At 72.7% G+C, this 13833-nt stretch carries 10 protein-coding genes; 3 read left to right on the plus strand and 7 right to left on the minus strand.

From position 1 onward, the window contains the following. Positions 1-122: 122 nt before the first annotated feature. Positions 123-2561 carry a Tex family protein gene (locus PVK74_RS01530; RefSeq protein WP_274477996.1) on the minus strand — a complete coding sequence of 813 codons (2439 nt, stop codon included), beginning with the start codon at positions 2559-2561 and terminating at the stop codon, positions 123-125. 62 nt (positions 2562-2623) lie between these two features. On the opposite strand from PVK74_RS01530, the gene PVK74_RS01535 reads away from it, so the two are divergent. After that, the gene (locus PVK74_RS01535; protein WP_043330360.1) at positions 2624-4135 is read left to right on the plus strand and encodes a deoxyguanosinetriphosphate triphosphohydrolase family protein; all 1512 of its coding nucleotides are present in this window, start codon (positions 2624-2626) and stop codon (positions 4133-4135) included. Between the two features lie 34 nt (positions 4136-4169). On the opposite strand, the gene PVK74_RS01540 is transcribed toward PVK74_RS01535, so the two are convergent. The 6 genes from PVK74_RS01540 to PVK74_RS01565 form a co-directional block, all read right to left on the minus strand. Beyond that, positions 4170-5315: an MBL fold metallo-hydrolase gene (locus tag PVK74_RS01540; RefSeq protein ID WP_274477997.1), complete on the minus strand. Its 1146-nt coding sequence runs from the start codon at positions 5313-5315 to the stop codon at positions 4170-4172. An 82-nt stretch (positions 5316-5397) separates the two neighbouring features. Next, positions 5398-6339, minus strand: coding sequence for an SDR family NAD(P)-dependent oxidoreductase (locus tag PVK74_RS01545; protein ID WP_274477998.1), 942 nt, complete (start codon positions 6337-6339; stop codon positions 5398-5400). Further along, the gene (locus tag PVK74_RS01550) at positions 6336-7520 is read right to left on the minus strand and encodes a zinc-dependent alcohol dehydrogenase (protein WP_274477999.1); all 1185 of its coding nucleotides are present in this window, start codon (positions 7518-7520) and stop codon (positions 6336-6338) included. The genes PVK74_RS01545 and PVK74_RS01550 overlap by 4 nt, the downstream gene beginning before the upstream one ends. A gap of 142 nt (positions 7521-7662) precedes the next feature. After that, positions 7663-8415: a succinate dehydrogenase/fumarate reductase iron-sulfur subunit gene (locus tag PVK74_RS01555; protein ID WP_030499798.1), complete on the minus strand. Its 753-nt coding sequence runs from the start codon at positions 8413-8415 to the stop codon at positions 7663-7665. Further along, positions 8412-10349: a fumarate reductase/succinate dehydrogenase flavoprotein subunit gene (locus PVK74_RS01560; protein ID WP_043325081.1), complete on the minus strand. Its 1938-nt coding sequence runs from the start codon at positions 10347-10349 to the stop codon at positions 8412-8414. Before PVK74_RS01560 ends, PVK74_RS01555 begins: the two co-directional genes overlap by 4 nt. 1 nt (position 10350) lies before the next feature. After that, positions 10351-10983: a succinate dehydrogenase cytochrome b subunit gene (locus PVK74_RS01565; RefSeq protein ID WP_043325080.1), complete on the minus strand. Its 633-nt coding sequence runs from the start codon at positions 10981-10983 to the stop codon at positions 10351-10353. 134 nt (positions 10984-11117) lie between these two features. Between PVK74_RS01565 and PVK74_RS01570 the strand changes: the two genes are divergently transcribed. After that, complete coding sequence (locus tag PVK74_RS01570; protein ID WP_043325079.1) at positions 11118-12056, plus strand: LysR family transcriptional regulator; 939 nt, start codon at positions 11118-11120, stop codon at positions 12054-12056. Positions 12057-12157: 101 nt separating this feature from the next. After that, positions 12158-13813: a D-glucuronyl C5-epimerase family protein gene (locus PVK74_RS01575; RefSeq protein WP_051611076.1), complete on the plus strand. Its 1656-nt coding sequence runs from the start codon at positions 12158-12160 to the stop codon at positions 13811-13813. Positions 13814-13833: the final 20 nt, after the last annotated feature.

Below are 13833 nucleotides of genomic sequence, written 5' to 3' on the forward strand. Positions count from 1 at the left end.
CCCGTCCCCGCGGCCGTCGCCCTGCCGGGGCGCGTGACCGCGACACGGGCCGGCGCGTCGCTGTTCCCCGGCGGGGCTGCCGGGCTGAGGCGTTCGTGACCTCGGCCCGGCAGCGGGACGTGTCAGGCCAGGCCGGCGCGGCGCAGCGCCTCCGCCATGGCGTCGTTGACCGGGGCGCCGCCACCGCGCCCGGGCCGCTGCTGCTGGCCACCGCGCGACCCGCCGCCCTGCCCGCCACCGCGTTGGCCGCCGCCCTGGCCGCCCCGGCCCTGGCCGCCCGGCCGCGGACCGGAGCCGCCCCGGCCGTCGCCGCCCGCCGGGCGCCCGCCGCCGGCCGGCGCCTCGTCGTCCAGCCGCAGCGTCAGCGAGATCCGCTTGCGCGGCACGTCCACGTCGAGCACCCGGACCTTCACCACGTCGCCGGACTTCACCACGTCGCGCGGGTCCTTGACGAACGTGTGCGACATGGCAGAGACGTGCACCAGACCGTCCTGGTGCACGCCCACGTCGACGAACGCGCCGAACGCGGCCACGTTCGTGACCACGCCCTCGAGCACCATGCCCGGCGTCAGGTCGCTGATCTTCTCCACGCCCTCGACGAACGTGGCGGTGCGGAACTCGGGGCGCGGGTCGCGGCCCGGCTTCTCCAGCTCGGCCAGGATGTCGGTGACGGTGGGCAGGCCGAACGTGTCGTCGACGAAGTCGGTCGCGCGCAGGCCGCGCAGGATCGCCGACTTCCCGATCAGCGCGCGCAGGTCCTGCCCGGTGGAGGAGAGGATGCGACGCACCACCGGGTACGCCTCGGGGTGCACGCTGGAGGAGTCCAGCGGGTCGTCGCCGCCGGGGATGCGCAGGAAGCCCGCGCACTGTTCGAACGCCTTCGGCCCGAGCCGGGGCACCTTCTTCAACTCGGCGCGGGTGCGGAACGGCCCGTTGGCGTCGCGGTGCAGCACGATGTTCTCGGCCAGCCCGGCGCCGATGCCGGAGACCAGGGTGAGCAGTGGCGCGGAGGCGGTGTTGACGTCCACGCCGACGGCGTTGACGCAGTCCTCGACCACCGCGTCGAGCGAGCGGGACAGCTTCACCTCGGACAGGTCGTGCTGGTACTGCCCGACGCCGATCGACCGCGGGTCGATCTTCACCAGCTCGGCCAGCGGGTCCTGGAGGCGGCGGGCGATCGACACCGCGCCGCGCAGCGAGACGTCCAGACCGGGCAGCTCCTGCGAGGCGTACGCGGAGGCGGAGTAGACCGACGCGCCCGCCTCGGAGACCACCACCTTCGTCAGCTTCAGCTCCGGGTGCTGCTTGATCAGGTCGGCGGCGAGCTTGTCGGTCTCCCGGCTGGCGGTGCCGTTGCCGATCGCGACCAGCTCGACGCCGTGCGCGGCGGCGAGCGTGGCGAGCGTGTGCAGCGAGGCGTCCCACTGCCGGCGCGGCTCGTGCGGGTAGATCGTGTCGGTGGCGACCACCTTGCCGGTGGCGTCGACCACCGCCACCTTCACGCCGGTGCGCAGGCCCGGGTCCAGACCCATGGTGGGCCGCGCGCCGGCCGGCGCCGCCAGCAGCAGGTCACGCAGGTTGGTGGCGAAGACCCGCACGGCCTCCTCCTCGGCCGCCTGCCACAGCCGCATCCGCAGGTCCGCGCCGAGGTGGATGAGGATCCGGGTACGCCAGGCCCAGCGCACCGTGTCGGCCAGCCACTTGTCGGCGGGCCGTCCCTGGTCGCTGACGCCGAAGCGTCCCGCCACGGCGGCCTCGTACCGGCTGGGGCCCGGGTTCGCGTCGGCGTCCCCGTCGGCCTCCGGATCCATGGTCAGCTCCAGCACGCCCTCCTTCTCGCCCCGGAACATGGCGAGGATGCGGTGCGAGGGCAGCTTCGGGTACGGCTCGGCGAAGTCGAAGTAGTCGGCGAACTTCGCCCCGGCGGTTTCCTGACCCTCGCGTACCCGGGAGACCAGCCGGCCCCGCGACCACATCTGCTCGCGCAGCGTGCCGATCAGGTCGGCGTCCTCGGCGAAGCGCTCGATCAGGATGGCCCGCGCGCCGTCCAGCGCGGCGGCGGCGTCCGCGACGCCCTTGTCCGGGTCGGCGAACCCGGCGGCGACCGCCTTCGGGTCCTGCGCCGGGTCGGCGAGCAGCGTGTCCGCGAGCGGCTCCAGCCCGGCCTCGCGGGCGATCTGCGCGCGGGTGCGCCGCTTCGGCTTGTAGGGCAGGTAGATGTCCTCCAGGCGCGACTTCGAGTCGGCGGCGAGGATCTGCGCCTCCAGCGCCTCGTCGAGCTTGCCCTGGCTGCGGATCGACTCCAGCACCGCCGCGCGCCGCTCGTCCAGCTCGCGCAGGTAGCGCAGGCGCTCCTCCAGTGTGCGCAGCTGCGCGTCGTCGAGCAGGCCGGTGGCCTCCTTGCGGTAGCGGGCGATGAACGGCACTGTGGCGCCGCCGTCGAGCAGCTCGACTGCTGCCCGCACCTGACGTTCGGCGACGCCGAGTTCCTCGGCGATCCGCTGGTGCACTGACTGGGTCACGATTGTCATCCGCCTTCTCGGGTGGTTTCCGCCCTGCATTGTGCCGTTCGCCTCCGACCGGCTGTGCCCGGCCCGCCGCCCGCTGCGCTAGCGTGGCGATCATGGAGGCACCTGCGGATCCGCGGGCCCGGCGGCTCTTCGGGGGCAGCGCCCGGGCGCTCGGCGACCTGGCGGCCGGCCCGTTCCGGGCCGACCGGGACCGGATCGTCGGCTCGCCGTTCTTCGCCCGGCTGAACGGCGTCACCCAGGTGATCAGTCCCGGCGGGTCGGGGCTTCTGGTGCACAACCGGCTCACCCACAGCCTCAAGGTCGCCCAGGTGGCGCGGGCGATCGCCGAGCGGCTCATGGCCGACCCGGCGTACCGGGACCTGCTGGACAAGCTCGGCGGCTGCGACCCGGAGGTGGTGGAGGCCGCCGCGCTCGCGCACGACCTCGGCCACCCGCCGTTCGGGCACCTGGGGGAGCGGGTGCTGGACCGGCTGGCCCGGCAGCGGCTCGGGCTGGCCGACGGCTTCGAGGGCAACGCCCAGTCGTACCGGATCGTCACCAGCACCGAGATCCGCGGCGCGGCGACCACCGGGCTGGACCTGACCGCGGCGGTCCGGGCCGCCATGCTGAAGTACCCGTGGACCCGCCTGGACCATCCCGACCCGCACCCCCGGCACCTCGACCCGGCGCCCCGCGGCGCGGCGGCCCCGCCGGAGGACCCGGAGAGCGGGTCGGTGAAGTTCGGCGCTTATCGCACCGAGCTGGACGACCTGCGTCAGGCGCGGGAGCCGTTCGCCGGCCGCATCCCGGACTGGCAGCAGACGCCCGAGGCGTCGGTGATGGACACCGCCGACGACATCGCGTACGCGATCCACGACGTGGAGGACTTCTACCGTGTCGGGGTGCTCCAGCAGGGCGCGGTGGCGGCCGAGCTGATGGCCTGGCAGCGCGAGTGCGGGCACCTGCGGTCGATCACCGCGTCCGCGCTGGAGGCGGCGGGCCGGCGCCCTGGCGCGGCGATCGAGCGGCTGCGCCGGCAACTGCACCGCAAGGACGGCTGGATCGCCGACGACGAGGCGTTCGCCGCCGCAGTCGAACACGTCCGCGAGGAGCTGGTGGAGGGGCTGCTGGCGCTGCCGTTCGACGGCTCGATCGAGGCGGAGCAGTACGTCGCCCGGTTCTCCGCGCGCTGGTCCACCCGCTTCGTGGACGCCATCACGGTGACCCCGGACCCGCACGTCCGCTCCGGGTACGTGCTGCTGGCCAAGGCGCAGTGGCACGAGGTGCAGGTGCTCAAGTTCGTGCACCACCGGTTCGTGCTGGCCCGCCCGGACCTGGCGCTGCACCAGCGCGGCCAGGCCCGGCTGCTGGGCACGCTGGTGGAGGCGCTCTGGGAGTGGCTGCTGGACCCGGACGAGGAGTCCCGGCTGCCGCGACGGCTGCACGACCTGGTGGAGCTGGCCGAGGCGGAGCTGCACCCGCGTACCCCGGACCGGATCGGCCGGGCCCGGGGCCGGGCGATCGTCGACTTCGTCGCGCAGCTCACCGACGGTCAGGCGGTGGCCATGCTGGACGCGCTGTCGGGCCGTTCCGGCGCGCTCTGGACCGACGCCTTCGTGCTCTGAGCGGGGTCAGAACGCGAGGTGCGGCAGCGCCGGGTCAGGCGACCGACTGCCACCAGCCGTCGACCGCCGGCGGCTCGTCGACCACCACCCGCTCGCCCGGGCGCGGCACTGCGAGCCGCACGTCGCGCGCCTTCGCCTCGGCCCAGAGCCGGTCCACCGGCTCGGACCAGTCGTGCAGGGCCAGGTTGAACGTGCCCCAGTGCACCGGCACCAGCAGTCCGCCGCGTACGTCGAGGTGGGCGGCGACCGCCTCCTCCGGGAACATGTGGATGTGCGGCCACGCCCTGTCGTACGCGCCGATCTGCATCAGCGTCAGGTCGAACGGGCCGTGCTCGGCGCCGATCGCGGCGTACCCGTCGAAGTAGCCGGAGTCGCCGGTGTAGAAGACCTTCCGGTGCGTACCGGTGATCGTCCAGGAGCTCCACAGCGTGCCGTCGCGGCGCAGTCCGCGCCCGGAGAAGTGCTGCGCGGCGGTGGCGGTGAGCGTCAGCCCGCCGGCGCGGTGGCTCTCCGACCAGTCCAGCTCGACGATCCGGTGCTCGGGTACGCCCCAGCGGGCCAGGTGGGCGCCGACGCCGAGCGGCACCACGAACGGTGCGGACTGGAGATCGGCCAGCGTGCGGACGGTCTCCATGTCGAGGTGGTCGTAGTGGTCGTGTGAGATCAGCACCGCGTCGAGCGGGGGCAGGTCGGTGAGGCGGACCGGCGGCTCGTGGATGCGCCGCGGGCCGACCAGCCCGGACGGGGAGCACCTGTCGCTCCACACCGGGTCGAGCAGCACCCGGTGTCCCTCGATCTCGACGAGCGTGGAGGCGTGGCCGTACCAGACGACGTTCAGCTCGCGGGCCGGGTCGGCGGCCGGCGCGGCGCCGGGGCGCACCAGCGGCACCGGGCTGCCCGGCCGCCGCTTCTGCTTGCCGAAGACCAGCTCCCGGAGCAGGTTGCGGCCCGGGTCGGCGACCATCGTGGCGCTGGCGCCGGCCGGGTTGTGGAAGGTGCCGTCGCGGAAGCGCGGTGACCGGGCCGCCCGTTCCGCCCGGGCGCCGGTGAGCCGTCCGCCGAGCTGCGCCGGTACGTCCCGCGCCGCCCAGGCCAGCCCGGCGACGGCGGCCAGCCCGGCGAGCTTCCACACCCGCCCGCCGCGCGTCCGGTCCGGTTCCTGCCCCGTTGCTTCCCGCATATTCGTCCCTCCGCCGTGTCCCGCCGTACACGGTAACCACAGTCGTCCCGGTCCGCCCGCACGCCGTCCACCCACGCCACGGTCAGGGCAGCCGGCGGCGTACCGCGGACGCCACAGTCGCCGCGCGTCCGCCCACGGCCCGGACCACCTGGGACACCTCCGGCAGCCACCCGCCCCGGACCGCCTCACCGGCCGGGTTCGGCGTGAACACGATGCCCCGGTGGGCGGCGATCGGCTGCCGGGTCAGCCCGGCCCGGCGCATCAGCGGTCCGACCAGCGCGTCGTACACCCCGGGCAGGGCGGTGAAGCCGAAGCGCATGACCACGTTGAGCCGCCCCACCGACACCGCCCGGCGCGGCCGGTCGAGACAGTGCGCGATGGCCCGCGCCACCCGTTCGGGCGAGGCGATCGGCGGCGGCGGACGGCCGACCCGGCCCAGGTAGTTGGCCGCCTGCCGGTAGACGGGTGTGTCCACGCTGCCCGGGTTGACCAGGCAGATCGCGACGCCCGGCGTCTCCCGTGCCTCCTGCTGGAGCGTGCGGGCCAGCCCTTGCAGGCCCCACTTGGCGGCCACGTAGCCGCTCATGTAGGGCGCGGTGATGTGCCCGAGCACCGAGCCGGTGAGCACGAGCGTGCCGCCGCCGGCCCGGAACCGGAGCAGCGCCTCCCGGGCCACCGCCGCGGCGGCCAGCAGGTCGGTGCGGACCACCTGCTCGAACACCTCGGCCGGCGTCTCGTCGAAACGGCCGTAGGCCATCACCGCGGCGGTGTGCACCCAGGCGTCGACGCGGCCGTACTCGGCCTGCGCCGCGTCGGCGAGCGCGGCCACCGCGCCGGGCTCGGTCACGTCCATCGGTACGGCGATCGCCCGCGCGCCCGCGGCCCGGCACTCGTCGCGCACCTCGTCGAGCGTGGCGGGGGAGCGGGCCGCGAGGACCAGCCGGTCCCCGCGGCCCGCCAGCTCCAGGGCGGTCGCCCGGCCGATCCCGCTGGTCGCGCCGGTGACGACCACCGTCCGGGTCACGGCGCGAGCACGACCTTGACGCAGCCGTCCTCCTTCTTCTGGAACATCTCGTACGCCCGCGGCGCGTCGGTCAGCGGCAGCCGGTGGGTCCGCAGGTCCTCGACGCCCAGCGGGGCGTCGTCGCGCTCCAGCAGCGGGATGATCTCGTCGACCCAGCGGCGTACGTGGCACTGGCCCATGCGCAGCTGGATGCCCCTGTCGAACATCTCCATCAGCGGCATCGGGTCCTGCTCGCCGCCGTACACGCCGGAGATCGACACGGTGCCGCCGCGGCGTACCGCCTTGAGCGCGGCGTGCAGCACCACGAGCCGGTCCACGCCGGCCTTGTCGGTCATCGCCTGGGCCAGCTTGTCCGGGAGCAGCCCGGCGGCGGTCTGGGCCATCTTGCCCAGCGGCGCGCCGTGCGCCTCCATGCCGACCGCGTCGATCACCGCGTCCGGGCCGCGCCCGTCGACCAGGTCGATGAGCGTGCCGGGCACGTCGTCGAGCTGGCTGACGTCGAGCACCTCGATGCCGTGCCGGCGGGCCATCTCCAGCCGCTCGGGGACCAGGTCCAGCCCGATCACCCGGCCCGCGCCGAGGTGCCGGCCGATCCGGGCGCTGAACTGCCCGACCGGGCCGAGCCCGAACACGGCGAGCGTGCCGCCGGGCGGGACGTCCGCGTACTTCACCGCCTGCCAGGCGGTGGGCAGGATGTCGGAGAGGTAGAGCCAGCGCTCGTCCGGGCCGGTGTCCGGGATCGTGATCGGGCCGAACTGGGCCTGCGGCACGCGCAGGTACTCGGCCTGGCCGCCGGGGATCGAGCCGTACAGCGAGGTGTAGCCGAACAGGGACGCGCCCTTGCCCTGGCTCTTGACCTGCGTGGTCTCGCACTGGGCGTAGAGCTGCCGCTCGCACATCCAGCACGAGCCGCAGGAGATGTTGAACGGGACGACCACCCGGTCGCCCTTCTTGAGCCGGGTCACCCCGGGCCCGACCTCCTCGACGATGCCCATCGGCTCGTGCCCGAGGACGTCGCCGGGCTTCAGGTACGGCCCGAGCACCTCGTACAGGTGCAGGTCGGAACCGCAGATGGCGGTCGAGGTGATCCGGACGATCGCGTCGGTCGGCTCCTCGATCCGGGGGTCCGGGACGTCCTCGACGCGAACGTCCCGCTTGCCGTGCCAGGTCAGTGCCTTCATGCCTGTATGTCCCCTCTCCGGTGCCGTCCATCGGACTGCTACCCGCGAGAGGCGGCTTGAATCGGCGGCGGCCCCCGTACGAGCGCGACCGCCGCACCCCTGGATGCGGGTGCGGCGGTCGCGTGGGTCGTGCCGTGTCCGGTCAGGAGCCGGCGCGCTTGGCCGTCGCCTTCAGGTAGTCCCGGTTGAGCCGGCCGATGGTGTTCAGCGGGATGCCCTTCGGGCAGGCCGCCGCGCACTCGCCGATGTTCGTGCAGCCGCCGAAGCCGGCCTCGTCGTGCGCGTCCACCATGCCGATCACCCGGGTGTAGCGCTCCGGCTGGCCCTGCGGCAGCAGCGAGAGCTGGGTGATCTTCGCGGCGGTGAACAGCATGCCGGAGCCGTTCGGGCAGGCCGCCACGCAGGCGCCGCAGCCGATGCAGGCGGCCGACTCGAACGCGGCGTCGGCGTCGGCCTTCGGCACCGGCACCGAGTGCGCCTCCGGTGCGCTGCCGGTCGGCGCGGTGACGTAGCCGCCGGCGGCGATGATCTGGTCGAACGCGTTGCGGTTGACCACCAGGTCCTTGACGACCGGGAAGGCCCGGGCCCGCCACGGCTCGATGTCGATCGTGTCGCCGTCGGAGAACTGCCGCATGTGCAGCTGGCAGGCGGTGGTGCCGCGCTGCGGGCCGTGCGCCTCACCGTTGATCATGAGGCTGCACATGCCGCAGATGCCCTCGCGGCAGTCGTGGTCGAACGCGACCGGCTCCTCGCCGTCGAGGATCAGCCGCTCGTTGAGCACGTCGAGCATCTCCAGGAAGGACATGTCCGGGGACACGTCCTGCACCGGGTAGGTCACCATCCGACCCTTGTCCTCGGGGCCGTGCTGGCGCCAGATGCGCAGGGTCAGGTTCACTTGTAGCTCCGCTGCGTGGGGTGGACGTATTCGAAGGTCAGGTCTTCCTTGTGCAGCACGGGCTCACCGGTGCCGGTGTACTCCCAGGCCGCCACGTACGCGAACCGGTCGTCGTCGCGCTGCGCCTCGCCGTCGGGCGTCTGGTGCTCGGCCCGGAAGTGACCGCCGCAGGACTCCTCGCGGTGCAGCGCGTCGATGCACATCAGCTCGGCCAGCTCGAAGAAGTCGGCCACCCGGCCGGCCTTCTCCAGCGACTGGTTGAGCCCCTCGCCGTCGCCCGGCACGCGCACCCGCTGCCAGAACTGCTCGCGCAGCGCGCGGATCTCGTCGATCGCCTTGCGCAGCCCGGCCTCGGAGCGCTCCATGCCGCAGTGCTCCCACATGATCTGGCCCAGCTCACGGTGGAACGAGTCCACGGTGCGGTCGCCGTTGATCGCGAGCAGCCGCTTGATCCGGTCCTCGACGTCGGTACGCGCCGCGACCGCCTCGGGGTGGCTCGCGTCGACCTTGTCCAGCGGGCCGGAGGAGGCCAGGTAGTTGGCGAGCGTGTTCGGCAGCACGAAGTAGCCGTCCGCGAGGCCCTGCATCAGCGCCGAGGCGCCGAGCCGGTTCGCGCCGTGGTCGGAGAAGTTGGCCTCACCGATCACGAACAGGCCGGGGATGCTCGACTGCAGGTCGTAGTCGACCCAGAGGCCACCCATCGTGTAGTGCACGGCGGGGTAGATCCGCATCGGGACCTCGTACGGGTCCTCGCCGGTGATCCGCTCGTACATCTCGAAGAGGTTGCCGTACTTGGCCTCGATGGCCTTGCGGCCGAGCCGGTTGATCGCGTCGGCGAAGTCGAGGTAGACGCCGAGGCCGGTCGGGCCGACGCCGCGTCCCTCGTCGCAGACGTTCTTCGCGGCGCGGGAGGCGATGTCGCGGGGGACCAGGTTGCCGAAGGACGGGTAGATCCGCTCCAGGTAGTAGTCCCGCTCGTCCTCGGGGATCTCCCGGGGGCTGCGCTGGTCGCCCTTGGCCTTGGGCACCCACACCCGGCCGTCGTTGCGCAGCGACTCGCTCATCAGGGTCAGCTTCGACTGGTGGTCGCCGGAGACCGGGATGCAGGTCGGGTGGATCTGCGTGTAGCAGGGGTTGGCGAAGTACGCGCCCTTGCGGTGCGCCCGCCAGGAGGCGGTGACGTTGCAGCCCTTGGCGTTCGTGGAGAGGTAGAAGACGTTGCCGTAGCCGCCGGTGGCGAGCACCACCGCGTCGGCCATCTCGGTGCTGATCTCGCCGGTGACCATGTCGCGGACCACGATGCCGCGCGCCCGGCCGTCGACGATCACCAGTTCGAGCATCTCGTGGCGGGCGTTCATCTCCACGTTGCCCAGGCCGATCTGCCGCTCCAGCGCCTGGTACGCGCCGAGCAGCAGCTGCTGGCCCGTCTGGCCCCGGGCGTAGAAGGTGCGCTGCACCTGCGCGCCGCCGAAGGAGCGGGTGTCCAGCAGGCCGCCGTACTCGCGGGCGAACGGCACGCCCTGCGCCACGCACTGGTCGATGATGTTGACCGACACCTCGGCCAGCCGGTGCACGTTCGACTCGCGGGAGCGGAAGTCACCGCCCTTGACCGTGTCGTAGAAGAGGCGGTGCACCGAGTCGCCGTCGTTGCGGTAGTTCTTGGCGGCGTTGATGCCGCCCTGCGCGGCGATCGAGTGGGCCCGGCGCGGGCTGTCCTGGTAGCAGTAGGACCGCACCTGGTAGCCCTGCTCGGCCAGCGTGGCGGCGGCGGAACCGCCGGCCAGGCCGGTGCCGACCACGATCACCGTCATCTTGCGGCGGTTGGCCGGGTTGACCAGCTTCATCTCGAAGCGGTGGCGCTCCCACCGCGTCTCGATCGGGCCGTCCGGGGCCCGGGTGTCGGCGATCGGGTCGCCTTCGCGGTACAGATCCATGTCAGGACACCAATCCGGTGATCACGGCGAACGGGACCAGCAGGTAGCCGCCGACGAGCGCGACGGCGAAGACGAGCGCGGCGATCCTGGCCCGGCGCTCGCCCTTCGGGGTCTGCTGGCCGAGGCTGCGGAACGCGCTGAACGCGCCGTGGCGCAGGTGGAAGCCGAGGGTCACCAGCGCGAGGGTGTAGAAGAGCGTGACGTACCACCGCTCCGGCGCGAAGTCGGCGACGACGTTGCCGTACGGGTTGGCCGGGTCGCCCTGCGGGTTCAGGTGACCCGTGGTCAGGTCGAGGATGTGGTAGATCACGAAGAGCAGGATGATCACACCACCCCAGCGCATCGTGCGGGCCGCGTAGTTCACGTGGATCTTGCGGCGGTGCGCGTACCGCACCGGGCGGGCGGCCCGGGACCGCATCGCGAGCAGCGTGGCCGCGCCGATGTGCCCCAGCACGGCGACGGTGAGCACGGTGCGCTGGATCCACAGGAACCACGTCGTCGGCAGCAGTGGCGTGCCGATGTCGCGCAGCCAGTGCGCGTAGTGGTCGAACGAGGTCTCGCCCGTGAAGATCTTCAGGTTGCCGAGCATGTGCGCGATCAGGAACAGCACCAGAATGATGCCCGTCACCGCCATGACGGCCTTGAGGCCGACATTGGAGCGGATGGGCGACCGAGTTTTCGTGATTACCACGCGAACGACGCTAGGAGCACTTCGATCAGGCGTCCAATGCATCGAAATCGCAGCGTTGATAGCCGTAGGCTATGTAGATGCAGCTCCATCAGCTTCGGTACTTCGTGGCGGTCGCCGAAGTACGACATTTCACCCAGGCGGCCGATCTTGTCGGCATAACCCAGCCCTCGTTGAGTAAGCAAATTCACGCGCTGGAGGCCGACCTGGGGGCCCCGCTGTTCGAACGGGTAAGGGGCAACATCACCCTCACCGCGGCCGGCGAGGTGCTGCTGCCGCTGGCCAAGCGGATCCTCGCCGACGTGGAGACCGCCACCCGCGAGGTGCAGGAACTGGTGGGGCTGCGCCGGGGCCGGGTCCGGCTCGGCGCCACGCCCAGCCTGGCCACCTCGCTCGCCCCGCCGGTGCTGCGCCGGTTCCGCGACGCGCACCCCACGATCGACCTGCGCGTGGAGGAGGGCGGCTCGCAGGATCTCGTCCGGGACCTGCTCCGCGGCGACCTCGACCTCGCCCTGATCATCATGCCGTCGGCCGGCACCGACCCGGGGCTGCGCGCCGACCCGATCCTGCGCGAGAGCCTGGTGGTCGCCTCGGTCGACCCGCTGCCGGGCGCCTCGGAAGCCGGGGAGCTGCGCATCACCGACCTGCGCGACCAGCCGCTGGTCATGTTCCGCGAGGGCTACGACCTGCGCGACGCCACGCTCCAGGCGTGCCGGGCGGCCGGGTTCGAGCCGACCCTGTCCGTCGACGGCGGAGAGATGGACGCCGTGCTCAGCTTCGTCGAGGCCGGGCTCGGCGTCGCGCTGGTGCCCGGCATCGTGGTGGCCCGCCGCGCCGGCATCCGGGTCACCCGGCTCGTACCGCCCGGGGTCCGCCGGACCATCGCGGTGGCCCGCCGCCGCGACGTGGTCCCCACCCACGCCGGGCGCGAGCTGCGCCGCATCCTCCTGGAGTACGTCCACGACGCCACCGCCGCCGACCAGCTCCCCGCCGGTGTCGAGCCGCTTGCCGCCATTTGACGGATCTCCGACATGTCGCGACGAATGTCCTTGCTCGTCCCGGCCGACCGGAACAGCATGGGAAGGCTGATGCCCGGCATGTGAAGACACGGGAGGTTCGCATGCGCCATCAAGACCCGTCCGGGGCCGCCGGCCCGACACCTGCACTGAGCCGGCGTGCCGTCGTCGCCGGCTCCCTGGCCGCCGCCTCGGTCCCGCTGCTCGGCGGTGGCCCCGCCTGGGCCGCGGCGTCCCCGGCGACCTCGCTCCTGGCGCCGGCGGACCCGGTCATCGACCCGGCCCTGGAGATCGGCCCGCCGGGGCCGGTCGAGCCACTGCCGAATCTGTCCGCGATCCCGGCCCGGGACATGCCCCGGCTGGCCCCGCGCGCGGCCTCCACCCCGGGCGCCGGACGCGTCGGCGGACCGACCCGCCGGTACGCCGGCGCGGCGTCGGTGCCGTTCCAGTTCCGGTACGACGACTTCGAGATCCGGGAACTGCCGATCGGCATCGAGCCCTACCACATGACCTCGCCGGTCCCGCTCGTCGATCCCGGTGTGCACGACTCCACCGGGGTGCGCATGGTGCGCCTCGGCGGCCGGCTCTACGACCACCCGGTCGCGCAGGCGCAGTACGGCCTGCACCTGATGGAGGCCCACCGGATCACCGGGAACCTGACATACCTGGACCGGGCGAAGCGGCAGGCGCAGCGCCTGATCGACCGCCGCACGCTGCGCTCCGGCGCGTGGTTCTATCCGTACCCGTTCGACCACCGGCTGCACGGCGGCCCCGACCTCTACCCGGCGCCCTGGTACTCGATGATGGCCCAGGGGCAGGCGCTGAGCCTGTTCACCCGGCTCTACCAGCGCACCGGCGAGACGAAGTGGAAGGGCGCCGCGGACGCCACCTTCGCCTCGTACCTGCTGCCCGCGGCGGCCGGCCAGCCGTGGGGCGTGTACGTGGTGGACGGTCTGCTGTGGCTGGAGGAGTACCCGCACCCGAAGGCGGTCCGCGGCGACCGCACCTACAACGGGCACATGTTCTCCGCGTACGGCCTCTACGACTACTGGGTGCTCACCCGCAACGCCGACGCCAAGCTCATGCTGCAGGGCGCGATCACCACCTACCGGGACGTGTGGGAGAAGACCCGGGTGCGGCACTGGCGCAGCCGCTACTGCCTGACCCACGGCATCGACGCCGGCCAGTACCACTCCACCCACATGTTCCAGTTCGTCCAGCAGTACGCCATCACCGGTGACACGTACCTGGCCCAGCTCGCCGACCTCTGGTACACCGACTACCCGCCCTACGGCGTGAAGGGCAACATCCGGTTCTCCTCCGGCACGCACACCGCGTACAAGTTCAACAGCGCCGGCACGGTGACCGCGCGGACGAAGATGACGCTGGCCCGCGCCAGCGCCGCGCCCTCCGGCGACCGCGTGAAGATCATGCGGCAGACCGGGATCTGGTACGCGATCACCGCCGGCACCCTGGCCGGCTACTACGTGCAGGAGTACTCGCCCTACCGGTACCAGGTCGGCATCTGCGCCGGGTTCGGCTACAAGCTGCACCGGCCCGGCACGATAGCCGTCGACGCGCCACCGGCGTACTCGATCGACGCCGCCGGGCTGATGAAGTCGGTGCCCACCACCTACCGGGTCGGTGACGCGGTGGCCATCGACGGCCGCTCGGTGCTCAACGGCCGCGAGCACGTCCGCCTCGTGGAGGGGCCGTACGCCGGTCGCTGGCTCGGCTTCGGCGCGGTGATCCGCCGCTGACCGGACCGCCGCGCCGGCGT

Source organism: Micromonospora chalcea (assembly GCF_028768405.1).
Classification (GTDB): Bacteria; Actinomycetota; Actinomycetes; order Mycobacteriales; family Micromonosporaceae; genus Micromonospora; species Micromonospora chalcea.

What these genes read in the sequence shown, in the direction of transcription:
- PVK74_RS01530 (WP_274477996.1), bottom strand. Translation starts at nt 2,561, where the DNA reads ATGCAGGGCGGAAACCACCCGAGAAGGCGGATGACAATCGTGACCCAG.
- PVK74_RS01535 (WP_043330360.1), top strand. Translation starts at nt 2,624, where the DNA reads ATGGAGGCACCTGCGGATCCGCGGGCCCGGCGGCTCTTCGGGGGCAGC.
- PVK74_RS01540 (WP_274477997.1), bottom strand. Translation starts at nt 5,315, where the DNA reads ATGCGGGAAGCAACGGGGCAGGAACCGGACCGGACGCGCGGCGGGCGG.
- PVK74_RS01550 (WP_274477999.1), bottom strand. Translation starts at nt 7,520, where the DNA reads ATGAAGGCACTGACCTGGCACGGCAAGCGGGACGTTCGCGTCGAGGAC.
- PVK74_RS01560 (WP_043325081.1), bottom strand. Translation starts at nt 10,349, where the DNA reads ATGGATCTGTACCGCGAAGGCGACCCGATCGCCGACACCCGGGCCCCG.
- PVK74_RS01565 (WP_043325080.1), bottom strand. Translation starts at nt 10,983, where the DNA reads ATGGCGGTGACGGGCATCATTCTGGTGCTGTTCCTGATCGCGCACATG.
- PVK74_RS01570 (WP_043325079.1), top strand. Translation starts at nt 11,118, where the DNA reads ATGCAGCTCCATCAGCTTCGGTACTTCGTGGCGGTCGCCGAAGTACGA.
- PVK74_RS01575 (WP_051611076.1), top strand. Translation starts at nt 12,158, where the DNA reads ATGCGCCATCAAGACCCGTCCGGGGCCGCCGGCCCGACACCTGCACTG.